Source organism: Rhizobium quercicola (assembly GCF_021168455.1).
GTDB lineage: Bacteria > Pseudomonadota > Alphaproteobacteria > Rhizobiales > Rhizobiaceae > Ferranicluibacter > Ferranicluibacter quercicola.
Genome location: NZ_JAJOZR010000009.1, coordinates 92,430 through 119,094, shown reverse-complemented (window position 1 = coordinate 119,094; position 26,665 = coordinate 92,430). Strand labels below are relative to the sequence as shown.

Genomic DNA, 26,665 nt, shown 5'->3' with positions numbered 1-26,665 from the left:
CGGAAACCAACGGAAAAATCGGCTGTTGGCGGACACGCCGAGCCGGTGCAGGAAGCAAGTTCTTAACAATTCTTACCTAGAATCCGTTGGGTATCCGTCAGACTTTCCGGACAAGATGAATCAGGGCGTCAGCACATCGACCGACAAGATCATTGTCGACAAATCGCGCAGCCACCGCAACAAGGCCGTGTCGAAAACCGTGCGCGCGAATCGCGAACGCCTGCAGTCCGGTCCGTCGAACGGCTCGGGCTTCGACAAGGAAATGTTGTCTCTCTACGTCGCCTCCGTCCTGCAGGGCGCTGCTGCCATGCCGATCCTCCTGATGATGATCGCCGCCGGCGGCCTGTACCTGACGGAGAACCTGCAGATCGTCGGCTGGCTGATCGTGGCGCTCGTGATCCACGCCCTCGGCCTCCTTGCGGCGCAGCGGGCCCGGCGGAAGGATATGACGCCGGAGGCCGTCGTCTACTGGCGTCGGCGCTTCCTGGCCGTGCAGGGACTGATGAGCGTCGTCTGGGTGCTGTTCCTGCTGCAGGAATGCCAGTCCTGCGTGCCGCGCGACTTCGGACTGTACAAGGGCGTGGCCCTCCTCGTCGCCCTCGCCGCCACGGCCATCGCCACCATCCTCCTGCGCTATGCGCTGATCGTCACGTTTGCACCCTGCGTCGCTCTTCTCACCGGCACCGCCGTCATGGCTGGACGGGGGGATCTCGTCGCGCTCGCCATCGTGCTGTCGACGTCGCTTGCCTTTCTCGTCTACATGACGACGCGCATGCGCCGCGCCAATATCCAGATCCTCTCCGTGCAGGCCGAAAAAGACGATCTGATCGCGGAGCTCGAAGTGGCGAAATCCATGTCGGACGAGGCGCGCCGGCGGGCCGAGGAGGCGAATCTGGCCAAATCGCGCTTCCTTGCCTCCATGTCGCACGAGTTGCGCACGCCGCTGAACGCCATTCTCGGCTTTTCCGAGGTGATGTTCACCGAGGTCATGGGCCCGTTGAACAACCCGACCTACAAGGAATATACCGGCGATATCCACCGCTCCGGCAAGCACCTGCTAGACCTGATCAACGAAATCCTCGACCTGTCCCGCATCGAGGCCGGACGCTACGACCTCAACGAGGAAGCGATCCTGCTGGCGGAGATCACGGAGGACTGCATCGGCATGGTGCAACTGCGTGCCCGCACCAAGAACATCACGATCACGGAGCAGTTCGAGCAGGGCATGCCGGCCGTCTGGGTGGATGAGAAGGCCATGCGGCAGGTGACGCTGAACCTGCTGTCGAATGCCGTCAAGTTTACCCCGCAGGGCGGGCAGATCGCAGTGAAGGTCGGCTGGACGGCTGGTGGCGGACAATATCTGTCGATCAAGGACGATGGACCCGGCATCCCGGAAGATGAAATTCCCGTCGTCCTCTCGGCCTTCGGCCAGGGGTCGATCGCCATCAAGAGCGCGGAACAGGGCACCGGACTCGGCCTGCCGATCGTGCAGGCCATTCTTGCCAAGCATGATGGCGAGTTCATCCTGCGCTCGAAGCTGCGCGAGGGAACTGAGGTCATCGCCATCCTGCCGGCGCGCCGCGTGCTCCAGACGGTGCCCGCCGTGCAGGAGACCGCCGCCGTGGCGCGGCGTCGCAAGAGTTTCGCCTGATCTGGATTCCCGGACCGTTTCAGGCGGGCAGGACGTGTCCCTGCCCGACGACCTCGATGGCCACGGTTTCGCCCGGTGCCGCGACATCGAAGCCGGAGACGCGCAAATCGAGAACGGTGCGCGCCGGGCCCTCGCCCACCTCCACCGTCAGGCGGCAGAGACCGCCGCCGAACTCGCTGTCGAGCACGCGCGCCCGCGCGCCCTTGACGAGATCGGCCTCCCCGAGACCGAGCCAGCGGATGCGCAACTGCTCCGGACGGAGCATCACCAGCGCCGTCGATGCGGTGCCCGTCGAGGCCTTGTCGGTCGACCCGACAGGAATGGAGCCGAGAACGGTTTCCGCCTGGCCCGCGGTAACCGTCGCGTCCAGCAGAACGGCATCGCCGAGAAAGAGCGCCGTCTGGCGATCGGCAGGGCAGCGGTAGAGCGATTGCGGGCTGCCGGCCTGAACCAGCCGTCCCTCCCGGAACACCGCGACGTGATCGGCGAAGGATAGCGCCTCCCCCTGATCGTGCGTGACCAGAATGGACGTCGTTCCCGACGCGGCGAGGATGCGCGAAACGGTGCGGCGCATCGTGTCCCGCAGGCCCGTGTCGAGCGCGGAGAAGGGCTCGTCGAGGAGCATCAGCCGCGGTTCGAGCGCCAAAGCGCGGGCGAGCGCCACGCGCTGCTGCTGGCCGCCGGAGAGCTGGTGCGGACGCCGCGAGAGCATGTCCGCGTCGAGCTCCACCATGGCCATCAGCGCCGCGATGCGCTTGCCGCGGCCGTCCTGCCGTTTCGGAAGCCCAAAACCGATGTTCTCGCCGACGGTCAGATGCGGAAAGAGCGCGCCATCCTGCGAGACGATGCCGATGCCGCGCTTGTGGGGGGGCACATGGACGCCCTCGCCGGCCAGTACGGTCCCTTCCAGCGTGATGCGCCCGGCGTCCGGACGCTCGAAACCGGCGATCAGCTTGAGCAGCGTCGTCTTGCCGGAGCCGGACGGGCCGACGATCGCCGTTCGCGCGCCGGCGGGAACGACGAGGGAGACGTCGATCAGGGCGCGCGCGTCGCGGCCATAGGTCTTGCTGACGGACGAGATGGAGAGAAGGCTCATGCGGCGCTCCCGCTTGCGCGGCTGGATTGCCGGTGGAGGACCAGCGTCAGCGGCAGGGACAGAAGGACCATCATCAGCGCATACGGCGCGGCAGCGACATAGTCGATCTCGCTTGTCAGCGACCAGAACTTGGTGGCGAGCGTCTCGACGCCGGTCGGCGACAGCATGAGGGTGGCGGTAAGTTCGTTTGTGATGCCGAGCGCCACGAGCGCGGTGCTCGCCGCCGCACCGGGCGCGGCAAGGCGCATCGTCGTCACGCGCACAGCCTGCAACGGTGCCCGGCCCAGCGCCATCGCGGCACGCTCCAGCTCCACCGGCGCCTGCGCGATGCTCGCCCGCAGCGCCACCAGCGCCCGCGGCAGGAACAGAAGGCCGTAGGCGAGGAGCAGCGTCGCAAATGTCTGATAGAGCGGCAGGACCAGCCGGACGGTGATGGTGACCAGCGCCAGCGCCACGACGACGCCCGGCAGGGAGCCGACATAGTAGTGACAGGCCTCCAGCACCCGTTGCAGGCGACCGGGTGCGCGCACCGAAAGCCAGGCCATGGGCGCTGCGACGATCGTCGTCAGCATGCCGCCCATGACGGCGAGGAAAATCGTCTGGATCACGGCATTGCCCACCGTCTGCAGCGGCCAGATCTCCAACCCGCCGATCGCCAGCCACCGCGTCAGCGTCGTGAACGGCACGCCGATGGCGAGCGCGGCGGTCGCCAGATTGAGCGCCAGCGCCGGCCACACCCAGCCGCCGAGCGCATGGCGCGTCACCATGCGCGGCGCGCCGGACCCGACGCGGGCGTAGCGCTCCCCGCCCCGCGCCAGCGCTTCCGTTCCGAGAAGCGCCAGGCAGCAGAGGACGAGGACGCCCGAGAGCATGTTGGCGGCGGGGCCGTTGAAGGCCGACTGGAACTGATCGACGATCGCCGTGGAAAACGTGTCGAACCGAATCATCACGAACAGGCCGTATTCGGCCAGGAGGTGAAGGCCGACGAGCAGGCTGCCGCCGCAGATCGCGACGCGCAGCTGCGGAAGGACCGCCCGGAGGAAGACCCGCCACGGGCTGAGGCCGAGGGATGCCGCGGCATCCTCGATGGCGGGATCCAGCCGGCGCAGCTGTGCGGCTACCGGCAGATAAAGGAAGGGAAAGTAAGCGAGAACCGAGACGAGGACACCGCCGCCGAGGCCCTTCAGACCGGGAACGAGGCTGATCCAGGCGTAGGAGTGAACGAAGGCGGGCACCGCGAGCGGCACGACGGCGAACCAGGCCCAGAGCCGCGCAAAGGGCAGGTCTGTGCGCTCCGTCAACCAGGCAAGCGTCACGGCGAGCACGATGGTCAGCGGCACGGTTGCCGCTTCGAGCAGCGCCGTGTTGACGAGGAGATCGCCGACGCGGCCGCGGAAGACGAGCGCAACCACCTGGTCCCACCCCGTCTGCACGGTCACGATCACGACGAAGCCGAGCGGGATGAGGCTGACCAGCGCCACGATAAGAGCCGGCAGCGTGACCAGCGGATAGGCAAGACGCGACCGCTCGCGCTGTCCGAGCGTCAGACGGCTCGGCGTCGCGGCCTTGGAGACAGCGAAAGACTTGGCATCGGCATGCGGCACGTGTGGCGCCTCTACACGGAACAGAAAGATGCGCGCCTCCGACAAGGAAGCGCGCACGGGTCGCGATGACCTATTGCGGCGATTGTGGATGAAATCAATCCAGAATCGTCATGCCGGCGTCATGTTGCCTGCGCAAGACGCCAACACGGGCGCTCAGAGGATACCGGCTGCCGTCATCAGGTCGGTGACCGACTTGCTGTTCAGCGACTGCGGATCGACCTTCGGGTAGTCCAGCGTCGAGAGTGCCGGAAGCGCCGCATTCGAGGCCGCATCCTTGGAGACGGCATATTCGAAGGACGTGCCATCGCGGAGAACGGCCTGCCCGCCCTTGCCGGTCAACCACTTGAGGAACGTCTGGGCTTCGGTCTTGTGCTGGCTGGAGGCAAGGATGCCGCCGCCGGAGATGCTGACGAAGGCGCCCGGATCCTGGTTCTTGAAGAAGTGCAGTGCGACGTTCTTGCTGTTCTCGCCGGTCTTCGCCTGATCGCCGAAATAGTAGTAGTGATAGATCACCGCACCTTCGACCTCGCCAGCATTCACGGCCTTCATCGCCGTCGAATTGCCCTTGTAGGCGGTGAAGTTCGTCTTCATGGCCGCAAGCCATTCCTTGGTGGCGGCTTCGCCCTTCAGTGCCAGAAGCGCGCTGACGATGGCCTGGAAGTCGGCGCCGGCCGGCGATGCGGCCCAGCGGCCCTTCCATGCGGGATCGGCAAGGTCGAGCAGCGACTTCGGCAGCTTGTCTTCGGTCAGCTTGGTCTTGTCATAGGCAAACACGGTGGAGCGTGCAGCCACGCCGACCCAATGGCCGTTCGACGGCTGGAAGGTCTCGGGAACCTGCGCCAGCGTGTCCTTGGCGACGGGTTCGAACAGGCCGGCCTGATCGACCAGCGACATGGCCGGCGAATTCTCGGTGAGGAAGACGTCGGCGGGAGATGCGGCACCCTCCTGGACGATCTGGTTGGCGAACTCCATGTCGCTGCCCTTGCGCAGCGTCACCTTGATGCCGGTTTCCTTGGTGAAGGCTTCGGCCCAGGCAACGCCGAGGCTCTCGTGCTGGGCATTGTAGATGACGATGCCGGCGGATTCGGACTGGGCGAGCGCGGGGTTCATCGCGGCCAGAAGAGCAGCCGCGGCAACGAAGCCCGCGGTGCGAACGGAAATTTTCATGACGACCTCCTGAGAGTGCCCGGGCGACGTGCCCGGCAGAGGCGGTATAGATAAGCTGAACCTGAAGGTCAACTTTAGAAGCGCTTGCTTTCGTGCACGATTTTGCAGGAAGCGCGCCTTGCCTCGCGCGCCGCGATCACCTTTGCGTCATCACAGCCCGGTCAGCGGCATGTCGGTCACGACATGCGAGAGGAAGACGACGTAGAACGCATAGCCGGCATTGGCAAGGATCAGGCAGAGGCAGGCGAGCGAGCCAAGGTCCTTGGCGTTACGGCCCATTTCCGAGATCTCGGGCGACACCCGGTCAACGATCTCCTCGATCGCCGTGTTCAATGCCTCGAACGCGATCATCAGCAGGAAGAGCAGCATCATCGCGACGTACTGGAAGAGCGTGGCACCGCTGATGACGAAAGCCAGCATCGCCACGGCAAAGCCGATGAGCTCCTGGCGGAAAGCGGCTTCGCCCAGAAGACGCCGCGCGCCCCCAAGAGAATAGGTCGCGGCGGCGAAGAAGTGCTGAAAGCCTGTGAGCTTTCGCGGCAGCTTCTGTCCAGGCAGATCCTGGTCCGGCTCTCGCTTCTGCATGCGCAGCGTATTCCCGTTCATCTCAGCTTCTTGCCACGCAGGGCGCGAAAGCGTCCAGTTCGCGATTATAGACATCCGTCTGGATGTTCATCATGCCGAGCACCGTATGGAACAGGTTGTCGTGCGACATGGCCGCATCGGAATAGGCGAGAAGGCATTTCGTATCAAGCCCCATGGTCCGCGCGTAGGACGGCGAGAACCAGGATATGAAGGGAACATGCGTCTGCTCCTTCGGCGCGATCGCATACGGCGCACCATGCAGGTAGATGCCGTTTTCCCCGAGCGATTCGCCGTGGTCCGACATGTAGATCATGGCGCCGGCCATCGTGGTCTCGTGCTTTGCCAGCAGCTTGGCGACGCTGGCGAGGATGTGGTCGGTGTAGAGAATCGTATTGTCGTAGGCGTTGACGATCTCGTCGTGCGAGCAGTTCATCAGCTCGTCCGTGCGGCAGTCGGGCGTGAAGCGCCGGAACTCCTCGGGATAGCGGCCGAAATAGCCCGGGCCATGGCTTCCCAGCTGGTGCAGCACGATCACCGTATCGTGTTTGATCGTGGCAAGCTTGCTGTCGAGACCATCGAGGAAGATGCCGTCGAGGCATTCGCCCGCGTGGCAGAGCGGGCTGTTCTGGCGCCCGTTGATCGCGGCATAGTCGATCAGCTTGGCGATGCCCTTGCTGCCGGTATTGTTGTCCCACCACGAGACGTTGACGCCGGCATGGGTCAGGACATCGACGAGGTTCTGGCGCGTGTGTGCCTTGCTCTCGCTGTATTCGGTCCGTCGGTAGCCGGAGAACATGCAGGGCAAGGAGACGGCGGTTGCCGTGCCGCAACTGCTCGTGTTGGTGAAGTTGACCACGCCGAGCGCCTTGAGTTCGGGATTGGTTTCGCGGGCATAGCCATCGAGCGAGAAGCTCGCGGCCCGTGCCGTTTCGCCGGCAACCACCACGACGACGACCGGCTTCTTCTCGGCGGCGAGCCGATCGCCCGCCCGGGCGTCCGTGCCGAAGGGAGCGACCACGGCATCGACCTCCTTATAGGCGGACAAGGCGAAGCGCGCCGCCGACGACAGGGGTGCGGCCGGGTTGAACACGTTGAGCACCTCCTTCCGCTCGCGGGCGACGAAGGCGATCGCCGCGTAGTTATAGCCGATGAGGACCAGTGCCACGGCAAGGGCCGGAATGATCAGTGCCAGGTTTCGCAGTGCTTTCTGGAAGAACGGACGATGGCGGATGCGCGCAAGGCCGATCATGACGGCCGGCAGCACGGCGAAGACGAGGAGATGCAGGACGAAGCGCGGCGTCACGAGGTGACCTGCCTCGGCGCCCGTCGTCACGAAGGCGCTCTCCACCATCTCCTTGTCCACGACGATGCCGTAGGTATCTGTGAAATAGGATGCAATGCCCGCGACGAGAACGCAGAGGATCAGGACCGGCTTGATGACGTAGCGGACCGAAAGCGTCACGAGCGCGCAGATCGTCAGCAGCGATATCGCGACCGAGAAGGCGACGAGGCTCATCGTGTTGGACGAGAAGGCCGCGGCCGCGCGGCTCCAGAAGGTGATATTGGTCACCACGAGCAGATAGGCGGACACGATGAGCGTCAGCGGGATACTGCCGATCTCAGGCCGGGGAAGCTTGGGGATTTTCAAGGGGTCACTCCCGTCAGAACGCCGGCGGGAACCCGTCAGGCTATGCTGAGGGTGTGGTAGAGCCGAAATCCTGTCGGGAAACTGTCTGGTCGCGATGCCCTCGCCTCACGGGGCGAGCGGCCGAGGCGCCACAGGACGTGGCGCCTTCTTTTTCTATTCCCAGTCTTCTGCGGCGGGTTTCTGTCCCTGGCCCAGACGGCGGTCGAGTTCCCCCGCCTCCGTTTCCGTCAGGCGCAGATCGAGCCGGATGGCGCCGTCCTCGAGATCTTCGCGATGATCGACGATCGCGTGCTCGTAGAGCCACGGCAGAAGCTGCAGGCGATCGACAGGCAGCGTCACCGTCGTCTCCATCATCACGCCGGAGAGGCGGCGGTTGATCTCCTGCATGAGAGCATCCACCCCCTCGCCCGTGACCGCCGATACGGTGATCGTATTGGGCGTGTGCACCGCCTTTTCGAGCATCGCCGCATGCGGCTCCTCCTCGAGCCGGTCGATCTTGTTCCAGACCTCCAGCAGGCGCTCGGTGCGCGCCTTCTCGTCGATGCCGAGATCCTCGAGAATCCGCTCGACGTCTTCGGACTGGGCCGCGTGATCCGGATCCGACACGTCGCGGACATGCAGGATGAGATCGGCCTCCAGCACCTCTTCGAGCGTCGCCCGGAAGGCCGCCACGAGGTGCGTCGGCAGGTCCGAGATGAAGCCGACGGTGTCGGAGAGGATGACGGTGCGGCCCTGCGGCAGCTTCATGCGGCGCAGCGTCGGGTCGAGGGTCGCAAACAGCATGTCCTCGGCCAGCACGCCGGCGCCGGTGATCCGGTTGAACAGGGTGGACTTGCCGGCATTGGTGTAACCGACGAGGGCGACGATCGGGTGCGGCACCTTGCGGCGTTTCGAGCGGTGCAGCTGGCGCGTCCGGCGCACCTGCTCCAGCTCCTTTTCCAGCTTGATGATCTTGTCCTGCAGCTGGCGGCGGTCGGCCTCGATCTGGGTTTCGCCCGGGCCGCCCATGAAGCCCGCGCCACCGCGCTGGCGTTCAAGGTGGGTCCAGCTGCGGACCAGACGGCCCTTCTGATAGTTCAGATGCGCCAGATCGACCTGCAGCGTGCCTTCCTTTGTGGAGGCGCGGCGGCCGAAGATTTCCAGAATGAGGCCCGTGCGGTCGATGACCTTGGCGTTCCATTCCTTCTCGAGATTGCGCTGCTGCACCGGGGTCAGCGGGTGGTCCATGATGACGAGGCCAGCATCCTGGGCGTCCAGCAGATGCCCGATCTCTTCGATCTTGCCGCTGCCGAGCAGCGTTCCCGGCTTCGGCTGGGCGATCGGCACGACCAGCCCCTGGACGACGGAGAGGTCGATGGCGCGCGCCAGACCGATCGTTTCCTCGAGACGCGCCTCATCCGAGCGGATCGAGTGGGACTGCTCGGCGTGCTGCCGCCCGGTTTTCTTGACGACCGGGACGATGACCAGCGCCCGCATGTCGTCGCGGTGCTTTTCGGTCTCGGGGATGATGCTGTCTGGGGTATCGTTGTGTTTTGTGATGGCTTCAGTCCGGTGTTCAGGAGGCGGATTCTTCGCTCTCGAACATCTGCATGGGCTGGCCCGGCATGATGGTCGAGATGGCATGCTTGTAGACGAGCTGGGAATGCCCGTCGCGCCGCAGCAGCACGCAGAAATTATCGAACGAGGTAACGACGCCCGTCAGCTTGACGCCGTTGATGAGGAAGATGGTGAGAGAGATCTTCTGTTTGCGAACCGTATTGAGAAAAAGGTCCTGCAGGTTCTGAGAACGTTCCGCCATAGCGCCGCTTCTTTCTTTATTGCCGGTCCGAAATCAACCGGTTGATACGTCTGTAAATCGAGAGTTGCCCCCGCGCGCCTGCCCCTCAGACGCTGCGGAATCTGGTATCGCATCAAGGGGTCTTTCGCAATCTCCAAAAAGCCTGCGCGACGTTTCCGTGACAGCGTGGGCGCCACGGCATCCGTTTGGGCTCAGACACCCAGCGACTTCAGCTTCCGGTGCAGGGCCGAACGCTCCATGCCGACGAATTCCGCCGTGCGGGAGATGTTTCCGCCGAACCGGTTGATCTGCGCGATCAGATAGTCCCGCTCGAACATTTCGCGCGCCTCGCGCAGCGGCAGCGTCATGATGTGCTGGTCGCCCTGGGCCGAGATCTTCGGCAGACTGTCGCCCACTTCCGTCGGCAGCATATCGGCCGAAATGACCGTGTCGGGACCGTCCGACCGCGCGAGGATCATCAGCCGCTCGATATTGTTGCGCAGCTGGCGGATGTTGCCGGGCCAGCCGTGCGCCTGCAGCACCGCCAGCGCATCGTCGCCGATCTTGCGGGAGCGGATACCCGCCTGCTCGCTGATCTGGCGCATGAACATATCGACGAGAAACGGAATGTCCTCCCGGCGATCGGCAAGGGCGGGCACGCGGACGGGAATGACCGCCAGCCGATGGTAGAGATCTTCGCGGAAGGCGCCTTCGGCAATCAGGCTCTCGAGATTGTAGGCGGTGGAGGAGATGATGCGGACATCGACCTTCACCCGCTTCGACCCGCCGACGCGTTCGAACTGCTGGTCCACGAGCACGCGCAGGATCTTGTTCTGCGTCTCGCGCGGCATCTCGCCGATCTCGTCCAGATAGAGCATGCCGCCATGGGCTTCCTCCAGCGCGCCGGTCTTGCGCGGCTGGCCAGGCGTGCCTTCGGTGCCGAACAGCGCGATTTCCATACGGTCGGGCGTGATCGCCGCGGCGTTCAGCGCCACGAAGGGGCCGGCGGCGCGGGCGGACTTCTTGTGGATCATCCGCGCCACCAGCTCCTTGCCGGAACCGGAGGGCCCGTGGATCATGATGCGGCTGTTGGTCGGCGCGACCTTCTCGATGGTCTGGCGCAGCTGCGAAACGGCGACGGAGGTGCCGATCAGCTCCACCGGATCGCCGGAGCGCTTCTTGAGTTCCGTGACCTCGCGCTTCAGCTTGGAGTTTTCCAGCGCCCGTTCCGCAATCAGGATCAGTCGGTCTGCCTTGAAGGGCTTTTCGATGAAATCATAGGCACCGCGACGGATCGCCGACACCGCGGTTTCGATGTTGCCGTGGCCGGAGATCATCACGACCGGCAGGTCCGGATGCCGGCTCTTGATCTCGTCCAGCAGCGACAGGCCGTCGAGGCGGCTGCCCTGCATCCAGATATCGAGAAAGACGAGGCGCGGAACGCGGTCGGAAATGGCGGCGAGCGCGCTGTCGCTGTCGAACGCCATACGCGTTTCGTAGCCTTCGTCGGACAGGATGCCGGAGACGATCTCGCGAATGTCCTGTTCGTCATCCACAACCAGAATATCAGCGGCCATCGGTCAGTTCCTTGCTTTGTCTGTCGTCGTCTTTGCGTTCCGCATCGGCGGAGCCGGATCGTGCCGGATCCGGCCCCGCCCGCTCCGCGGGCGGACCGGCCAGGCCCGGACGGTTTCGCTCCGCCTCGGCGATGATGGCCGGCGGCAGGATGATGCGGATCATCGCGCCGTGGCCCTGGTCGAAATCGGCAGGCGCGTCGTGCAGTTCGAGGTGTCCGCCATGATCCTCGATGATCTTCTTGACGATGGCGAGCCCGAGGCCGGTGCCCTTCTCGCGCATCGTCATGTAGGGCTCGAGAATCCGGTGGCGGTTCTCGGTCGGCAGGCCCTTGCCGTTGTCGATGATGTCGACCACGTAGGTGCCGCTCTTCTCGTTGAGACGCGAGCGGATCATGATCTTCAGCTCGTCACGCTCTGCATCAGCCGGCAGCGACTCGATCGATTCGACCGCATTCTTGATGATGTTTCCGAAAGCCTGCCCCAGCATGCGCCCGTCGAAGGAGCCATCCAGCGCGTCGTCGCCGAAATCCCGGATGAACTGGATGTCGCTCGTCCCCATCTCCCGCAGGAACACGGCGTCCTTGAGGATCGCGCGAAGGTCGGAGCGCTCCTTCGTCGGCTTCGGCATGCGGGCAAAGGAAGAGAATTCATCGACCATGCGGCCGATATCCTCGACCTGGCGAACGATCGTGTCCGTGCACTGGTCGAAAACGGCCCGGTCGTCGGGATCGATCTGCTTGCCGTAGCGGCGCTTCAGGCGCTCGGCGGACAGCTGGATCGGCGTCAGCGGGTTTTTGATCTCATGCGCGATGCGGCGCGCGACGTCGGCCCAGGCGGTCGAGCGCTGGGCGATGACGAGATCGGTGATGTCGTCGAGGGTGATGACGTAGGACTCGGCCGTATCGGTTGCCTCCTCGCGGGTCACCTGAACGTTCAGCGTGCGCTCCTTGCCGTTACGCATGATGTTGATCTGCTTGCGGAAGTCGTTTCGTGGCCGCGATATCGCCTCGGTCAGCACGTCGTCGATCTCGGGCGCCACATCCGCCAGACGCTCGCCCACGATGTCGAAGGTCGGGCGCGAGAGGAAGACCTCCGTCGATGGGTTGGCGATGGTGATGCGGCGATCGTCTTCGACACCGATCACGGCCGCCGTCACGCCGGACAGAACGGCCTCGATGAAGCGACGGCGGTTGTCCATCTCGTCTTTCGCTTCCAGCAGCTGGTGCTGCTGGGTGCGGATCTCGACGATCATCTTGTTGAAGGTGCGCGACAGGCTGCCGACATCGCCATCAACCGTGTGAACGGGCACGACGACGTTGAGATTGCCGGAGGCGACGCTGTCGGCGGCGCCGATCAGCAGGCGGATGGGCCGGACGATCCTGTCCGCAACCGCAATCGCCGCCCAGATGGCGGCAAGCAGAACGATGAGCGCGAAGCCGAGATAAAGGACCCCGAAGGCGACCTGAAGCGAGGTGCGGCCGGCGGCGAGGTTGCGGTATTCCGCAACGTTCTCCTCCATCAGCCGCATCGAGTTCATCACCTTGGGATCGACGGTGCGAACCGTGTAGAGATAGGCCCCGGCGATGTTGTCGAGCGGGATGATGGCGCCGACGAGATTGGTTATGCCGGGCGGGATGAGCGTCGGCTGGCCCGAAACCGTGCTGGCCAGAGCATCGACCGGGATGGCCGGCAGGGGCCGGTCGGTCGGGATGTTGGCCTGCAGGATCGCCGTGCCGTCTGCCCGCACGAGAAATGCACCGAGCATGCCGCGCGCCCGTGCCTGCCGGGTCATGAGATCCACGAAGCCGGTGCGGTCGAGACTGTAGAGCTGGCGGTTGCGCTCGAGGTCGGTCGCCATCGACGCGGTCTGCCCCTGAAGGTAACTCGCGTTCTCCAGCACGTACGCTTGCGCGACGTCGATGGAGGATCGCACGATCGCCTGGGTGCGCAACGAGAACCAGCGGTCGAGGCCCACATCGAGCGTGATCGAGGCAAAGATGGCGACGAGAATGGCCGGCGTGATGGCGACGATCGAGAACAGCGCGACGATGCGCACATGCAGCCTCGCCGCCGCCCTACCCTTGTTGCGGGCCCGCAGCAACCGCATGATCTCCCGGCCGATCAGGTAGATCAGGCCGATCACGAACAGCGCGTTGATCGCCGCCGAGGCGATGACGATGTTGGTTTCCGGCTTGATCGGCGTGAGGCCGAGCAGCACGAGAAGGGAAATGATCGCGCAGGCCAGCGCGCCGGAGGCCAGCACGAGGCCCGGCAGAGCGAAGGCGGCGCGGCGGTCGGTGCCGTTGCCCGCCTCGTCCTTCGCCAGTGGCAGTATCAGCCCTTCGGCCATGCGGTATTCCACCCATTGACGGGATCCGGCGATAACCGGTCCCGCTTATCCCAGGGTCTCAGCGACCCGGAACCTCGCCCCGACGACCATGGTGCCGGACCGTGCCTTGCGGACGAGTCGGCTCCCATGTGTCATCCAAGCAACACAATGTGGCGTAAATGCAACGGTCGCTGATGGGTGTCAAGCGTTCCGCGAGCTGCGGTAAACGGAGACGCCGAGTTCGCGGATCTTCTTGCGCAGCGTATTGCGGTTGAGACCGAGCAGATCGGCCGCCTTGATCTGGTTGCCGCGGGTCGCCGTGAGCGCCGCGAGAATCAGCGGATACTCCATTTCGGCGAGGACGCGGTCGTAGAGACCCGAGGGCGGCAGACCGTCGCCGAAGCCTGCGAAATACTGGCGCATGTTTTCCTCGACCGCTTGGGAGATCGACATCGGCCCGGAGCGTCCACTCGCCTTTTCGATCGGGCTGTCGGGAATGTCGGAGCGCAGCTCGCTCTCGATGATCTCGCGGCTGATGACCTCCTGTGGATAGAGCGCCGTCAGGCGCCGGACGACGTTCTCCAGTTCGCGCACATTGCCCGGCCAGGGGTGGGACTTCATCAGTTCCAGCGCTTCCTGCTCGAAGCGCTTGACGTCGAGGCCTTCCTTCTCGGCCATCTGGACGAAGTGGCGAACGAGATCGGGAATGTCCTCCGCGCGGTCGCGCAGCGGGGGCAGCCGCAGCGGCACGACGTTGAGGCGGTAATAGAGATCCTCGCGGAAGAGACCCTGGTTGATAGACTGCTTCAGGTCCTTGTTGGTCGCCGCGACGATCCGGACGTCGGAGCGGATCGGCGTGCGTCCGCCAACCGTCGTATATTCGCCCTGCTGCAGAACGCGCAGAAGCCGCGTCTGGGCATCCATCGGCATGTCGCCGATTTCGTCGAGAAACAGCGTGCCGCCCTCGGCCTGCTCGAAGCGGCCGGTGGAGCGGTTCTGCGCGCCGGTGAAGGCGCCCTTTTCGTGGCCGAACAGTTCCGACTCGATCAGGTCGCGCGGAATGGCGGCCATGTTGATCGCGACGAAGGGACCGTTGCGGCGCTTGCCATAATCGTGCAGCGCCCGTGCCACCAGCTCCTTGCCGGTGCCCGATTCGCCGGTGATCATCAGCGTCAGGTCCGTCTGCATCAGACGGGCGAGCACGCGGTAGATTTCCTGCATGGCGGCGGACCGGCCGACGAGCGGCATGCCGTCCTGCGTGTCGTCGTCCATCTTCGCCGGCTTGCGCTTCGGCTCCGCCAGGGCCCGGCCGATGATGGCGATCAGCTCGGTCAGGTCGAAGGGCTTGGGCAGATAGTCGTATGCGCCTTTTTCCGACGCCTTGATGGCGGTCATGAAGGTGTTCTGCGCGCTCATCACCAGCACCGGCAGCTCCGGCCGGGCCTTCTTGATGCGCGGCAACAGGTCGAACGCGTTTTCGTCCGGCATGATGACGTCGGTCAGCACCAGATCGCCATCGCCCGCCGAGATCCAGCGCCAGAGGGTGGCGGCGTTGGAGGTGATGCGGACGTCATAGCCGGCGCGGCTGAGCGCCTGGTTCAGCACGGTGCGGATGGCTGCGTCGTCGTCGGCAACGAGAATCGTGGCGCCAGTCATCGGGTCTTCCCTTTTACAGCAATGGGTTCGGGGTCCTCGGCGGTCGGTCCTTTCGACGCAGGCATGAGGACGCGGAATGTCGTGCGGTTGGTCTGGCTGTCACATTCGACGATGCCGCCGTGACCGCCGATGATTTTCGCCACCAGCGCCAGGCCCAGGCCCGAACCGTTGGTCTTGGTGGTGATGAAGGGGTCGAACAGGTGCGGCACGAGATCGGCGGGCACGCCCGGGCCATTGTCGTGCACGCAGAATTCGAGCGGCAGCGAGATTTTCTCCCGCGTACCGGCGACCGACAGGCGGATGCCGGGGCGATAGGCGGTGGTCAGCATGATCTCGCCATCCGGCTTGTCGCCGATCGCTTCCGCCGCGTTCTTTACGAGGTTGAGGAACACCTGCACCAGCTGGTCGCGATTGGCATAGACCGGCGGCAGCGACGGGTCGTAATTCTCGGTGATGCGGATGCGACGGGCAAAGCCCGCCCGTGCCACGGCCTTCACGTGGTCGAGGATGGAGTGGATGTTGACCGGGTGCCGGTCGACCGGACGCTCGTCGGAAAACACTTCCATGCGATCGACCAGCGAGACGATGCGGTCGGTCTCGTCGCAGATCAGCCGCGTCAGCGCCCGGTCCTCGTCATTGACGGAACTCTCCAGCAGCTGGGCGGCGCCGCGAATGCCGGACAGCGGATTCTTGATCTCGTGTGCCAGCATGGAGGCCAGCCCCGTGACCGATCGGGCGGCGGCGCGGTGCGTCAGCTGCCGGTCGATCTTGTCGGCCATGGAGCGTTCCTGGAAGACGATGACGACGCAGCCCGGCTCGGACAGCACAGGAGCGACGTAAAGGTCCACCAGCTTGTCGGCCCCCAGGCGCGGCGACGACAAATCGACCCGATACTCGTTGACCGCCGCCTTGCGCTCCCGCACCTGCTCGATCAGCGTCAAGAGCGGACTGCCGAAGGGAATGAAGGTGCTGATGTCGTGGCGAGCCAGATAGTTGGCGCTGGCGCCGAAGAAGGCCTCGGCCTCCCAGTTGGCGAAGGTCACCAGCCCGGTCTCGTTGACGAGGACGACCGGATTCTGGATCGCGTTCAGCACCGCCATCGGCAACACGCTCTTGGTGTCGTCGGTTATTTTGCCGCTCATGCCGCCATCGTCCTTTCAACCGCTGTCCCGCCATCCCGAAGGAGCTCGAGAAGACCGGAGAGCGCCGCCTTGTGATCCGTCGCCGTCAAGACCGACGCCTTGCGATGCCCGGGGGCATCGGGTGCGAACCGGTCGATATACCAGCCGAGATGTTTTCGCGCATGGCGAAGGCCCGTTTCCATGCCGTAGAAGGCGAGCATCATCTCGTAATGCTCTGAAATGACATCGAGACGCGCCTGCCCTTCGGGCTCCGCACTGGCACCGGCGAGAACGCCGGCGTGCCATGGCCGCCCCTGGCAGGCACGCCCGGCCATGACGGCATCGGCGCCCGAGCGCTTGAGGATATCCATTGCATCGTCGAGCGTCACGACGTCGCCATTGGCCACCAGCGGCACGGACACCGCATCGCGCACGGCGCGGATCGCATCCCAGTCGGCGTGGCCCTTGTAGAACTGCATGCGCGTGCGCCCGTGAATCGTCACCATGCGGATGCCGGCCGCTTCGGCGCGACGGGCGATGTCGGGCGCATTCATCGTCGTCTCGTCCCAGCCGAGCCGCATCTTCAACGTCACGGGAATATCGACGGCACGAACCGTCGCCTCGATCAGCGTGAGCGCGTGGTCGGGATCGCGCATCAGCGCCGAACCGGAATAGCCGCCGGTGACCTTCTTGGCGGGACAACCCATATTGATATCGATCACGTCGGCGCCGTTCCCGGCCGCGATCTTCGCAGCCTCCGCCATCCAATGCGCCTCGCGACCGGCCAGCTGCACCATATGCGGCGTGATGCCTGCATTTTTCAGCCGCGCCCAGCTCTCGCCCGCATTGCAAGCCAGCTCGCGGCTTGCTACCATTTCGGTCACGACGAGGCCTGCGCCATAGCGCCATGCCAGCTGACGAAACGGCAGGTCGGTCACGCCCGACATGGGTGCAAGCACCACGCGGTTTCGAAACGACATCCCTTCGATCGCGAAGGGCGATGACAATGTCGGAAGATGCAAGTGATTATCTTTCAGGCACATGGTTTTTCTGCACTATTTTTAGACATAGATATCGCCATTGCCAAGCGCTTTCACGCGACATCCGTAATTTTCCTCATTCGCCTGCCGGCCCGGCTGGCAAAGCCCTTCCGCGCGGGTTAAACGCGCTCATACGAACCGAGCGGCGCCTCTCGTCGAGCGGCGGTTCAGGGCAGGCAGGGAGGCGTCTTACAGCAGATGCAAAGAGAACGCGAACTTTCATGCGGTGTCGTCATCGTGGCGGCGGGACGCGGCGAACGGGCCGGCGCCTCGACCGAGGGCCCGAAGCAGTATCGCCGGATCGGCGGACGCCCTGTCATCGCCTGGACCCTCGATGCTTTCTCGAACTGGGGCAAGGCCGGCCCCGTCGTCGTCGTGGTCCATCCCGATGACGCGGCCCTGCTCGATGCCGCGCTTGCTGGGTGTCGGATTCGGCCTGACATCACCCTCATTTATGGTGGCGCGACGCGTCAGGCTTCGGTGCTGGCCGGTCTGAGAGCCCTTGCCGATCTCGGCGCCGACTATGCGCTCGTCCATGACGGTGTACGGCCTTTCATCGACCCGGATCTTCTCGACCGGTGCCTCGACAAGCTCGCCGCCGGCTTCAACGCGGTGCTTCCGGCCATGCCGGTCACCGACACGCTGAAGCGCGCCTTTGCCTCCGGCGACGTGCTGGAGACCGTGTCGCGCGACCGATTGTTCGCCGCGCAGACTCCGCAATGCTTCGCCCTTCCCGATATTCTGAAAGCCCACGAGGCCGCGGCCACATCCGGTCGCTCCGACTTTACCGACGATGCCTCGATCGCCGAATGGGCCGGACTGCCGGTTGCCCTCGTCGAGGGTTCGGCGGACAATGTGAAACTCACCACCCGACAGGACCTTGCAATGGCGGACGAGAAACTGAACGGGCGCATGATGGACGTGCGGACCGGCAACGGCTATGACGTGCACCAGCTGGTGCCCGGCACCGGCGTCACGCTCTGCGGCATCTTTCTGCCGCACGACCAGGCGCTGCTCGGCCACTCCGATGCCGACGTGGCGCTGCATGCGCTGACGGATGCCTTGCTCGCCACCTGCGGCGCCGGCGATATCGGCGATCATTTTCCGCCCTCCGACATCAGGTGGAAGGGCGCCGCTTCGCGGATCTTCCTCGAGCACGCCGCAGGCATCGTGCGGCAGCATGGCGGCGTCGTCATGAATGCGGATATCTCGCTCATCGCCGAAGCGCCGAAGATCGGTCCGCATCGCGACGCCATGCGGCAGGCGCTGTCCGAGATGCTCGGCATTTCGCTCGACCGCTGTTCGGTCAAGGCGACCACCAACGAGAAGATCGGCTTTATCGGTCGTCGTGAAGGGATCGCGGCGATCGCCACGGCGACGGTCAGCTTCCCCGGAGGTTTTCGATGAGCATCTGGCCCGACGATATCCGGACGTCTGCCGAAAACCTGCTCGAAAGCTTCGTCGCGAAGGGGTGGCTGGTCGCCACGGCGGAGTCCTGCACGGGGGGAATGATCGCCGGCGCGCTCACGGAGATTCCGGGCTCGTCGCGTGTGGTCGATCGCGGTTTCGTCACCTACTCGAACGCGGCCAAGGTGGACATGCTCGGCGTCAGCCCTGTTACGCTCGACCAGTTCGGGGCGGTTTCGCGCGAGACGGCGCTGGAGATGGTGCGCGGCGTCCTGATGCAGTCGAAGGTGGAGGCGGCCGTTGCCGTCACCGGCGTTGCCGGACCGGGCGGCGGCTCGCCGGACAAGCCGGTTGGTCTCGTCCACATCGTCGCTGCCACGCGCCGGGGTGTCATCCTGCACCGCGCCATGCACTATGGCGAGATCGGTCGCGACGCGGTGCGGCTTTCGACCGTCAGAACGGCGCTCGACATGCTGCAGGCGCTCGCCGATCAGGCCGTCGCGCCGGCATAGACCGTGTCGGCGCGCTTTTCGAAGGCTTCGGCAAAGAGCCGGAACGCGCGATCGAACATCGAGCCCATCAGCGCGCCGAGAATACGGTTCTTGAACTCGTAGTCGATGTAGAAATGCACCGAGCAGCCGCCATCCGGTGCCGGCTCGAATGTCCATCGATTGTCGAGATAGCGGAATGGCCCATCGATATACTTGACCTCGATGCGGTGCTCCGCCTGGTTCAACAGCACCTGCGTCGTGAAGGTTTCGCGGATCGCCTTGTAGCCGACCGTCATGTCGGCCAGAAGCAGCTCCTTGCCATCGCGCTCCTTGCGTGTCCGCACGGTCAACGCTTCGCAGAGCGGAAGGAATTGCGGGTAGGACTCGACGTCGGCAACGAGGTCGAACATCTGGTCGGGGGAGTGCTTCACCAAGCGTCTGGTTTCGAACTTCGGCATGAGACGCAGTTAGTCGGCGGCGGAGACAAGATCAAGAAGGCGGGCAACGTCGCGGCGCGTTTTCAGCGTGAAAATCGCCACTTGTGGCCCGTGCAATGCGATCTCCCGCTCGATCAGCGGCGCGACGTTTCGCTCGAACGTCCAGATATAGGCCAGGAATTCGCGGTCGGGGATCTGCTCCGGGCAGCCCGGCGCCATGTCCGGGCGAACGCGGCCGAAGCTCGTCAGGACCCGGCGAATGACGCTGAGCAGGCAGAGCCAGCGCGGAAGGCGCAGCCAGAGCACGACCTCGGTGCGCGGCATGCGAAGGTGGAAGCTCGACGAACCCGTGCCGTCCATGATCCAGCGCTCGGCCGCGACGGCCTCCGCGATGAGGGCACGCTCTGCGGCCTTGTCGCGCTTCGTCCAGCCCGGAAGCCAGAAGAACGCCTTGTCCATCGAGATATGCGGCAGGTCGAGCCGCTGGCCGAGCGCCCGCGACAGCGTCGTCTTGCCGCCGCCCGAGCAGCCGATGACGCAGATGCGGTTTGCGCGGGAGACGGCGACGGCGGCGTCCGCGACGGTCTGAAGGGTCTGCGGCATTCCCTGTCTCCCCGCAACGTGACCGCCGTCAGCTGCCGGGCGGTCTCTCCCGGGCCTTGACAGCACCGACAGGCCGCCAGATCAGCCGCTGGAGCTTCAGCTTAACCAGCCAGTCCTCGAAATACCAGGAGATGACCTCCTTGCGCCCGCTGACATAGGGCAGCTTTGCGCTGTCGAGGCCGATGAAGGGCAGGAAGGGGTTGGGCCGCTGCGAGGCATAGAGTTCGACGCGAATGGAGCGGCGCGCGGAATGGCCGCGGGCGTGGAAGCCGAAGGTATCGCCCACCACCAGCGTATTGGCAGGCACAGCAAACCGCGTCGGCTGCGGCAGGCGGAGCCGCTTCAGGGCGGAGAGCGGAATGCGGAAGGCCCCGCCGCCCCGCCGCTCCGCTGCCAGCACGCTCTGCCGCTTGTGCCATGCGAGACGACGCGGCGTCAGCTTGTGGGACCCGGCGACATAGGTGAAAGGCCCCTCGTCTTCCGGCACGTCGTAGAGGAAGTACCAGGCTTTGGCCGTCGAGTGGAACGTGTCCATGTGAAGGTCGGTCTGTGGATCCTTGCCGCCCTTGGAGACGGAGGGTTCGCCGAAGATCGTCTGGATGCTGAGAACCGGCTCGACGTCGAAGCCGCCGACATAGCGAATAGGGCCGGTCCAGCGCGCATCCTTGAGAAAGGCGGCAAGGGTCGGCGCGTGCTGGAGAACGTCGGGCGTCAGCGGAATGCGCCGCGTGACCGCGCCGCCTTCGCGCATCTCGCGCGCGGGTGCCTGCAGGGCTTCAACCTCCGCCACCAGGGCGCGGAACTGGCTGTCGTCCAGAAGATTGCGGCGCTCGATGAAGCCGTTCTCCGCGAAAAAGTCCCGTTCCGCCGGCGTGACGAGATGCGCCAGCCGCTTGCGTCGCCACTCCGTGACCCGGGCTGCGGCTTTTACCCGCCACACATGCAGGCCCTTACGGTTCAGGCGTTCGCTGCCGAGGACATCGTTCTTGAAGTCCTTGCGGCCGGTGACGATCTGCAGTGTGTGGAGCGGCGCCAGCGCCATGCGGCCCAGGCGCTGGCCGAGACCGCGCACGCGACCGCTCCCCGGCTTTCCTTCAACCGACATATCCATCTGCCTCACTCCGTGCCTGCAACGCTTTACGCGTAAGCCTACACGAACAATGACAGCAGGGAAATGGACGAGTGCCGATGCGAGCGGAGCAATGTCGAGAGCAAAAGAGGCCGGCAGCTTGCGCATACCGACCTCTGTTCATTGCGTTACGGCATCTTCGCGGACGCGATCTTACTCCGCTGCCAGCAGAACCTTCTTCTCCCGCGCAGCGCGCAGACGGGCGAAATCGTCACCCGCATGGTGCGAGGAGCGCGTCAGCGGGCTCGAAGCCACCATGAGGAAGCCCTTGGTATAGGCGACGGTCTCGTAGGACTTGAACTCTTCCGGCGTCACGAAGGCTTCGACCTTGTGGTGTTTGCGGGTCGGCTGCAGATACTGGCCGATGGTCAGGAAATCGACATCGGCCGTGCGCAGGTCGTCCATCAGCTGCAGGACTTCGTTCCGCTCTTCGCCGAGACCGACCATGATGCCGGATTTGGTGAACATGGTGGGGTCCAGCTCCTTCACGCGCTGCAGCAGGCGGACGGAGTGGAAGTATCGGGCACCGGGGCGCACGGTCAGGTAATTGCCCGGCACGGTTTCCATGTTGTGATTGAAGACATCGGGCTTGGCGGCGACGACACGCTCCAGCGCGCCGGGCTTCTTCAGGAAGTCCGGCGTCAGGATCTCGATGGTCGTTTGTGGCGAGGCCGCACGGATCGCCCAGATGACCTTCTCGAAATGTTCGGCGCCGCCATCGGAGAGATCGTCGCGATCGACCGAGGTGATGACCACGTGCGACAGGCCCATCTGCCGGACGGCCAGCGCAACGTTCTCGGGCTCGGCCATGTCGAGGGCATTCGGCTTGCCGGTCGCGACATTGCAGAAGGCACAGGCGCGGGTGCAGATCTCGCCCATGATCATGAAGGTCGCGTGCTTCTTCTCCCAACACTCGCCGATGTTCGGGCAGCCCGCTTCCTCGCAGACCGTCACCAGCTTGTGCGAGCGCACGAGATCGCGCGTCTCGTGGTAGCCTTTGGAGGTCGGCGCCTTCACGCGAATCCACTCCGGCTTGCGCAGCATCTCCGTGTCCGGCTTGTGGGCCTTTTCGGGATGGCGCACGCGCGGCGCTTCGTTCGCATTCTGGGTCCGGTCGAGAATGGTGACCATAGGTCCGATCTTTCTTCCCGCTTTCGCTCGTCCATCTGACCGGACGAGCCATCAGCTTTTCGTGCCCGTCTTCCCGCTTGCAGGCGCAAGGCCTGTTCGCGGGGACGTTCGAGCCGGCGACACCGCCCGCTCCTGCTCTTCTCCGGCCCGCCGACAGCGGACCGTTCATGCGTCACCCCTCAGATGCGACCGCGCGCACCCGACGTCAAGTCACGATCAGGCGTTCAGAGCCCGGCCATAGGCGTCGAGCACGCTTTCCTTCATCGTTTCCGAAATCGTCGGATGCGGGAAGATGGTGTGCATCAGGTCTTCCTCGGTCGTCTCGAGGTTCATGGCGACGACGAAGCCCTGGATGAGTTCCGTCACTTCGGCGCCGACCAGATGCGCGCCGATCAGCTCGCCCGTCTTCTTGTCGAAGATCGTCTTGACCATGCCCTGGTCCTCGCCAAGCGCGATCGCCTTGCCGTTGGCGACGAAGGGGAAGCGGCCGACGCGGATCTCGCGGCCTTCCGCCTTGGCCTTGGCTTCGGTCAGGCCGACGGAGGCGACCTGCGGGTTGCAATAGGTGCAGCCGGGAATCTTCAGCTTGTCCATCGGGTGGACGTTCGGCAGGCCGGCGATCTTCTCGATGCAGATGACCGCTTCATGCTCGGCCTTGTGGGCGAGCATGGGCGGGCCGGCAACGTCGCCGATGGCGTAGAGGCCGGTCACGTTGGTCTTGCCGTAGCCGTCGATGACGATGCAGCCGCGGTCGGTCTTCACGCCCAGCGCTTCCAGACCCAGATTCTCGATATTGCCGACGACGCCGACGGCCGAGATCATGCGGTCGGCGGTGATCTTCTCGATCGTGCCGTCCTTCTTCTCGACATGGGCCGTGATGCTGTCGGCGCCCTTCTCGACCTTGGAGACCTTGGCATCCAGCAGGATCTTCATGCCTTGCTTGTCGAACTGCTTCTTGGCGAAGGCCGAGATCTCGGCATCCTCGACCGGCATGACCTGACCGAGCACTTCGACGACCGTCACATCGACGCCCATGGTGCGGTAGAAGGAGGCGAACTCGATGCCGATGGCGCCGGAGCCCATGACCAGCAGCGACTTCGGCATCCGCTCGGGCTTCATCGCCTCGAAATAGGTCCAGATCAGCTTGCCGTCCGGCTCGATGCCGGGCAGCGCGCGGGGACGGGCGCCCGTGGCGACGATGATGTGCTTGGCGGTGTAGGTGCCCTCGCCCAGCGTATTCTTCGGGATCGGGCCCTGCGGCTGGACGATCGGCTTGGTGATCGGGCCGACGACGATCTCGCCGGGCTTCGTCAGCTTCGCCTCGCCCCAGATGATATCGACCTTGTTCTTCTTGAACAGGAAACCGACGCCGCCATTCATGCGCTCGGCGATGCCGCGCGAGCGGGCGACGATGGCCTTGAGGTCCGGCGAGATCGTGCCTTCGAGCGTCAGGCCATAGCTCTTGGCATGCTGAGCGCTGTGCAGCACGTCGGCCGAGCGTAGAAGCGCCTTGGTCGGAATGCAGCCCCAGTTGGAGCAAATGCCGGCAAGGTGCTCGCGCTCGACCACGGCCACCTTCATGCCCAGCTGCGCCGCGCGGATCGCCGCGATATAGCCACCCGGGCCGGAGCCGATGATGATGACGTCGTAGTTCTGAGCCATGCCTTGCGTTTCCTGTTCTTTCGCGGCGCGCCAAAGCGCTGCCGTCGTCTGTCTGTCTTGCGAGCGCAGTCCCGCGGCGAAGCGAAGAGGCTTCGCCCGGAAGTGCCCTAGAGCCCGAGCATCACCCGGACGATGGGCTCGAGACCGCGCCCGATCGCCCTCGTATTTTCCGCATCGAGATGGATGCCGTCGATCGGCGTGGTCTTCGCCACAGATCCCGCATCGAAAAATCCGCAGCCCGTCTCATCGGCGAGATCGGCATACAGCGAGGCCAGCATGGCCGACTGCTCCCGGGCACCGGCAAACATCGCCGCAAACGCCGCATTCGCCGTTTCGCACGCCGCCGGCGGCGCGACGATCAGGATCTCCGGCGCCTCGGCCGCGAAGGACCATGCGTGGTGCCGGATGAGCTCGACCAGCCGCTCCATGCCCTGGACCGCACCGAATGCCGTGCCGTGCACGACAGGCTTCATGTCATTGGTGCCGAGCAGGATGATCACGAGATCGATCGGATCATGGCTGTGCAGCACGGTCGGGAGGATGCGGGCACCGTTGCGATCCGCATCCGCCAGATGATCGTCATACGCGGTCGTGCGGCCATTCAAACCTTCGGCGATGACATGGACGCCTTCGCCCAGCGCATTGCCGAGCACCGTCGGCCAGCGATCCGCAAGCGCATGCCGCCCGGGCGCGGCAGCGTCATAACCCCAGGTGAGGCTGTCGCCATAGCAGAGGACTGTTCTGGTGTTACTCATCGTCCGTCATTCCTGCGCCGCCAGATGGCCTGTCGAGCCTGAGCGGCAGATATGCCCGCCTCAGCTCCCTATTGGCCGTTCGTCAGTTTCTCGACCTTGCGTTCCAGCTCGAAAATCCGCTCCTCGAAATCCCCGGTCACGAATTTCGACATCATCGTATCGGCAGTCAGCGCCTACCGAATGGTTTTCTGGCCGCTTTCCAGCTTGTCCAGACGTTTCTCCACATTCTCCAGACGCTCATGCACCTGACCGAATTGTTCGCGAATCTCCCCGCGCATCTCGCGGAGCAGAGGTAGGATCATGCTTTCCGGTTCATTCGCCATCGACGATCTCTTTCACACCCATCCATTTTACCAGCATGCTCTGATATGGCGAGGCCATAGCCAAATGTCACGGGGATGGACGACGAAACAGGTGAGAAGGTCCTCCCCCTGAAGGGAGAACCAGACGCGTGGGTTACACCAGCATGCCCATCGGGTTCTCGATGTAGCGCTTGAAGGCGCCCAGCAGTTCGGCACCCAGCGCTCCGTCCACCGCGCGGTGGTCGGTGGAGAGGGTGACGGTCATGACGGTGGCGATCTTCATTTCGCCCTTCTCCACGACGACGCGCTCCTCGCCGGCACCGATCGCCAGGATCGTGGCATGCGGCGGGTTGACGACGGCGGTGAAGTTCTTGACGCCCATCATGCCCATGTTGGAGACCGCCGTGGTGCCGCCCTGATATTCCTCGGGCTTCAGCTTGCGGCCCTTGGCGCGGGCACCGAGGTCCTTCATCTCGTTGGAGATGGCCGACAGGCTCTTCAACTCGGCGGAACGGACGATCGGCGTGATGAGACCGCCCGGGATCGACACGGCCACGCCGACATCGGCATGCTTGTGCTTCACCATGTTGGTCTCGGTCCACGACACGTTCGCATCCGGAACATCGCGCAGCGCGAGCGCCAGCGCCTTGATGACCATGTCGTTGACCGACAGCTTGTAGGCCGGCTTGCCGTCCTTTTCGGGGGCGGCGGCATTCAGCTGCGCGCGCAGCGACAGAAGTGCGTCCAGCTCGCAATCCACGGAGACGTAGAAGTGCGGAATGGTCTGCTTGGACTCCTGCAGGCGCTTGGCGATCGTCTTGCGCATGCCGTCATGCGGCACGAGATCGTAGGAGCCCTCGGCGAAGTTCTTGAGAACCTGTTCGTCGGACATGCCCTTGGGAGCCGTGGCCGCGGCCGGAGCAGCTGCGGTCGCCGGTGCTGCGGACGGCGCGGGCGCCGCCTTGCCGGTGCCGCCGGCAACAGCCTTTTCGACGTCGCTCTTGATGACGCGGCCCTTCGGCCCCGTGCCGGTGACACCGGAGAGGTCGAGACCGGCGTCCTTGGCGAGACGACGGGCGAGCGGCGAGGAGAAGACACGCTTGTCGCCGTCCGTCTTCGCAGCGGCCGGAGCCTGTGCCTGCGGTGCGGATGCCGTCTTTTCAGCGGCAGGCGCTTCCGCCTTGGCCGGCTGGGCTTCGGCCTTGGGTGCGGACGCGCCGCCACCCGACCCCGCAGCGCCGACATCCTCGCCATCGGCCGCGAGGATCGCGATCAGGGCGTTGACCTTGACGCCTTCGGTGCCGGCGGGAACGACGAGCTTGGCGACGACGCCTTCATCGACGGCCTCGACTTCCATCGTTGCCTTGTCGGTTTCGATTTCGGCAATGACGTCACCGGACTTGACGGTATCGCCTTCCTTCACGAGCCATTTGGCAAGGTTGCCTTCCTCCATGGTCGGAGAAAGCGCGGGCATGGTGATGTTGATCGGCATGATCC

General features: G+C 64.7%; 23 protein-coding genes. 3 read left to right on the top strand and 20 right to left on the bottom strand.

Translation table 11 applies throughout. The features are described from left to right. The first annotated feature begins 115 nt into the window (after positions 1-115). On the top strand, positions 116-1,651 hold the full coding sequence (locus LRX75_RS15130) for a sensor histidine kinase (protein WP_231815592.1): 1,536 nt from the start codon (positions 116-118) through the stop codon (positions 1,649-1,651). A gap of 19 nt (positions 1,652-1,670) precedes the next feature. Here the strand turns inward: LRX75_RS15130 and LRX75_RS15125 are convergent, their stop codons facing one another. The 12 genes from LRX75_RS15125 to dusB all read right to left on the bottom strand — a co-directional run bounded on the left by LRX75_RS15125 (position 1,671) and on the right by dusB (position 17,254). Beyond that, positions 1,671-2,747 (bottom strand): ABC transporter ATP-binding protein, encoded by a 1,077-nt coding sequence (locus tag LRX75_RS15125; protein ID WP_231815591.1) that lies wholly within the window; start codon positions 2,745-2,747, stop codon positions 1,671-1,673. Then, positions 2,744-4,294, bottom strand: a complete 1,551-nt coding sequence (locus LRX75_RS15120) for an ABC transporter permease (RefSeq protein ID WP_231815690.1) — start codon at positions 4,292-4,294, stop codon at positions 2,744-2,746. Before LRX75_RS15120 ends, LRX75_RS15125 begins: the two co-directional genes overlap by 4 nt. 210 nt (positions 4,295-4,504) lie before the next feature. Beyond that, complete coding sequence (locus LRX75_RS15115) at positions 4,505-5,518, bottom strand: iron ABC transporter substrate-binding protein (protein ID WP_231815590.1); 1,014 nt, start codon at positions 5,516-5,518, stop codon at positions 4,505-4,507. Positions 5,519-5,668: 150 nt separating this feature from the next. Continuing rightward, entirely contained in the window at positions 5,669-6,103 is a 435-nt protein-coding gene (locus LRX75_RS15110; protein ID WP_113152122.1) for a diacylglycerol kinase, read from the bottom strand. A 22-nt stretch (positions 6,104-6,125) separates the two neighbouring features. Next, positions 6,126-7,751: a phosphoethanolamine transferase gene (locus tag LRX75_RS15105; protein ID WP_231815589.1), complete on the bottom strand. Its 1,626-nt coding sequence runs from the start codon at positions 7,749-7,751 to the stop codon at positions 6,126-6,128. A 153-nt stretch (positions 7,752-7,904) separates the two neighbouring features. After that, complete coding sequence (gene hflX, locus LRX75_RS15100; protein ID WP_231815588.1) at positions 7,905-9,227, bottom strand: GTPase HflX; 1,323 nt, start codon at positions 9,225-9,227, stop codon at positions 7,905-7,907. Positions 9,228-9,306: 79 nt separating this feature from the next. Further along, the gene (hfq, locus tag LRX75_RS15095) at positions 9,307-9,549 is read right to left on the bottom strand and encodes an RNA chaperone Hfq (RefSeq protein WP_018325164.1); all 243 of its coding nucleotides are present in this window, start codon (positions 9,547-9,549) and stop codon (positions 9,307-9,309) included. 191 nt (positions 9,550-9,740) lie between these two features. Continuing rightward, complete coding sequence (ntrX, locus tag LRX75_RS15090) at positions 9,741-11,105, bottom strand: nitrogen assimilation response regulator NtrX (protein ID WP_062596507.1); 1,365 nt, start codon at positions 11,103-11,105, stop codon at positions 9,741-9,743. Beyond that, the gene (locus tag LRX75_RS15085; protein ID WP_269456225.1) at positions 11,095-13,455 is read right to left on the bottom strand and encodes a sensor histidine kinase NtrY-like; all 2,361 of its coding nucleotides are present in this window, start codon (positions 13,453-13,455) and stop codon (positions 11,095-11,097) included. The genes ntrX and LRX75_RS15085 overlap by 11 nt, the downstream gene beginning before the upstream one ends. Positions 13,456-13,635: 180 nt before the next feature. Next, complete coding sequence (gene ntrC, locus LRX75_RS15080) at positions 13,636-15,090, bottom strand: nitrogen regulation protein NR(I) (protein WP_092987654.1); 1,455 nt, start codon at positions 15,088-15,090, stop codon at positions 13,636-13,638. Next, positions 15,087-16,232, bottom strand: coding sequence for a two-component system sensor histidine kinase NtrB (locus tag LRX75_RS15075; RefSeq protein ID WP_113151965.1), 1,146 nt, complete (start codon positions 16,230-16,232; stop codon positions 15,087-15,089). The genes ntrC and LRX75_RS15075 overlap by 4 nt, the downstream gene beginning before the upstream one ends. Then, positions 16,229-17,254, bottom strand: coding sequence for a tRNA dihydrouridine synthase DusB (gene dusB, locus LRX75_RS15070; RefSeq protein ID WP_231815587.1), 1,026 nt, complete (start codon positions 17,252-17,254; stop codon positions 16,229-16,231). The genes LRX75_RS15075 and dusB overlap by 4 nt, the downstream gene beginning before the upstream one ends. A gap of 195 nt (positions 17,255-17,449) precedes the next feature. Here dusB and LRX75_RS15065 point away from each other — a divergent pair, with 195 nt between their 5' ends. Further along, on the top strand, positions 17,450-18,658 hold the full coding sequence (locus LRX75_RS15065) for a bifunctional 2-C-methyl-D-erythritol 4-phosphate cytidylyltransferase/2-C-methyl-D-erythritol 2,4-cyclodiphosphate synthase (protein WP_231815586.1): 1,209 nt from the start codon (positions 17,450-17,452) through the stop codon (positions 18,656-18,658). Further along, complete coding sequence (locus tag LRX75_RS15060) at positions 18,655-19,170, top strand: CinA family protein (protein WP_231815585.1); 516 nt, start codon at positions 18,655-18,657, stop codon at positions 19,168-19,170. The genes LRX75_RS15065 and LRX75_RS15060 overlap by 4 nt, the downstream gene beginning before the upstream one ends. Here the strand turns inward: LRX75_RS15060 and LRX75_RS15055 are convergent. The 8 genes from LRX75_RS15055 to LRX75_RS15020 form a co-directional block, all read right to left on the bottom strand. Beyond that, the gene (locus LRX75_RS15055; protein ID WP_231815584.1) at positions 19,149-19,607 is read right to left on the bottom strand and encodes a type II toxin-antitoxin system RatA family toxin; all 459 of its coding nucleotides are present in this window, start codon (positions 19,605-19,607) and stop codon (positions 19,149-19,151) included. The genes LRX75_RS15060 and LRX75_RS15055 overlap by 22 nt on opposite strands. A gap of 9 nt (positions 19,608-19,616) precedes the next feature. Continuing rightward, entirely contained in the window at positions 19,617-20,189 is a 573-nt protein-coding gene (locus LRX75_RS15050) for a P-loop NTPase family protein (RefSeq protein ID WP_231815583.1), read from the bottom strand. Between the two features lie 28 nt (positions 20,190-20,217). Next, positions 20,218-21,300, bottom strand: coding sequence for a phytanoyl-CoA dioxygenase family protein (locus tag LRX75_RS15045; RefSeq protein WP_231815582.1), 1,083 nt, complete (start codon positions 21,298-21,300; stop codon positions 20,218-20,220). A 171-nt stretch (positions 21,301-21,471) separates the two neighbouring features. After that, entirely contained in the window at positions 21,472-22,449 is a 978-nt protein-coding gene (gene lipA, locus LRX75_RS15040; protein WP_231815581.1) for a lipoyl synthase, read from the bottom strand. Between the two features lie 216 nt (positions 22,450-22,665). Beyond that, the gene (gene lpdA / locus LRX75_RS15035; protein ID WP_231815580.1) at positions 22,666-24,111 is read right to left on the bottom strand and encodes a dihydrolipoyl dehydrogenase; all 1,446 of its coding nucleotides are present in this window, start codon (positions 24,109-24,111) and stop codon (positions 22,666-22,668) included. 107 nt (positions 24,112-24,218) lie between these two features. After that, positions 24,219-24,866, bottom strand: coding sequence for an SGNH/GDSL hydrolase family protein (locus LRX75_RS15030; RefSeq protein ID WP_231815579.1), 648 nt, complete (start codon positions 24,864-24,866; stop codon positions 24,219-24,221). Positions 24,867-25,039: 173 nt separating this feature from the next. Then, positions 25,040-25,189 carry a hypothetical protein gene (locus LRX75_RS15025; RefSeq protein ID WP_231815578.1) on the bottom strand — a complete coding sequence of 50 codons (150 nt, stop codon included), beginning with the start codon at positions 25,187-25,189 and terminating at the stop codon, positions 25,040-25,042. 133 nt (positions 25,190-25,322) lie between these two features. Further along, the gene (locus tag LRX75_RS15020) at positions 25,323-26,660 is read right to left on the bottom strand and encodes a pyruvate dehydrogenase complex dihydrolipoamide acetyltransferase (protein WP_231815577.1); all 1,338 of its coding nucleotides are present in this window, start codon (positions 26,658-26,660) and stop codon (positions 25,323-25,325) included. Positions 26,661-26,665 lie beyond the last annotated feature (5 nt).

Excerpts from the sequence above, each read along its gene's own strand:
- LRX75_RS15060 (WP_231815585.1), top strand. The coding sequence starts at position 18,655 with ATGAGCATCTGGCCCGACGATATCCGGACGTCTGCCGAAAACCTGCTC.
- ntrX (WP_062596507.1), bottom strand. The coding sequence starts at position 11,105 with ATGGCCGCTGATATTCTGGTTGTGGATGACGAACAGGACATTCGCGAG.
- LRX75_RS15125 (WP_231815591.1), bottom strand. The coding sequence starts at position 2,747 with ATGAGCCTTCTCTCCATCTCGTCCGTCAGCAAGACCTATGGCCGCGAC.
- LRX75_RS15110 (WP_113152122.1), bottom strand. The coding sequence starts at position 6,103 with ATGCAGAAGCGAGAGCCGGACCAGGATCTGCCTGGACAGAAGCTGCCG.
- LRX75_RS15045 (WP_231815582.1), bottom strand. The coding sequence starts at position 21,300 with ATGGATATGTCGGTTGAAGGAAAGCCGGGGAGCGGTCGCGTGCGCGGT.
- LRX75_RS15020 (WP_231815577.1), bottom strand. The coding sequence starts at position 26,660 with ATGCCGATCAACATCACCATGCCCGCGCTTTCTCCGACCATGGAGGAA.
- LRX75_RS15115 (WP_231815590.1), bottom strand. The coding sequence starts at position 5,518 with ATGAAAATTTCCGTTCGCACCGCGGGCTTCGTTGCCGCGGCTGCTCTT.
- hflX (WP_231815588.1), bottom strand. The coding sequence starts at position 9,227 with ATGCGGGCGCTGGTCATCGTCCCGGTCGTCAAGAAAACCGGGCGGCAG.
- LRX75_RS15030 (WP_231815579.1), bottom strand. The coding sequence starts at position 24,866 with ATGAGTAACACCAGAACAGTCCTCTGCTATGGCGACAGCCTCACCTGG.
- LRX75_RS15065 (WP_231815586.1), top strand. The coding sequence starts at position 17,450 with ATGCAAAGAGAACGCGAACTTTCATGCGGTGTCGTCATCGTGGCGGCG.
- LRX75_RS15050 (WP_231815583.1), bottom strand. The coding sequence starts at position 20,189 with ATGCCGCAGACCCTTCAGACCGTCGCGGACGCCGCCGTCGCCGTCTCC.
- LRX75_RS15075 (WP_113151965.1), bottom strand. The coding sequence starts at position 16,232 with ATGAGCGGCAAAATAACCGACGACACCAAGAGCGTGTTGCCGATGGCG.
- hfq (WP_018325164.1), bottom strand. The coding sequence starts at position 9,549 with ATGGCGGAACGTTCTCAGAACCTGCAGGACCTTTTTCTCAATACGGTT.
- ntrC (WP_092987654.1), bottom strand. The coding sequence starts at position 15,090 with ATGACTGGCGCCACGATTCTCGTTGCCGACGACGACGCAGCCATCCGC.
- LRX75_RS15025 (WP_231815578.1), bottom strand. The coding sequence starts at position 25,189 with ATGGCGAATGAACCGGAAAGCATGATCCTACCTCTGCTCCGCGAGATG.
- LRX75_RS15130 (WP_231815592.1), top strand. The coding sequence starts at position 116 with ATGAATCAGGGCGTCAGCACATCGACCGACAAGATCATTGTCGACAAA.
- LRX75_RS15085 (WP_269456225.1), bottom strand. The coding sequence starts at position 13,455 with ATGGCCGAAGGGCTGATACTGCCACTGGCGAAGGACGAGGCGGGCAAC.
- lpdA (WP_231815580.1), bottom strand. The coding sequence starts at position 24,111 with ATGGCTCAGAACTACGACGTCATCATCATCGGCTCCGGCCCGGGTGGC.
- LRX75_RS15055 (WP_231815584.1), bottom strand. The coding sequence starts at position 19,607 with ATGCCGAAGTTCGAAACCAGACGCTTGGTGAAGCACTCCCCCGACCAG.
- dusB (WP_231815587.1), bottom strand. The coding sequence starts at position 17,254 with ATGTGCCTGAAAGATAATCACTTGCATCTTCCGACATTGTCATCGCCC.
- lipA (WP_231815581.1), bottom strand. The coding sequence starts at position 22,449 with ATGGTCACCATTCTCGACCGGACCCAGAATGCGAACGAAGCGCCGCGC.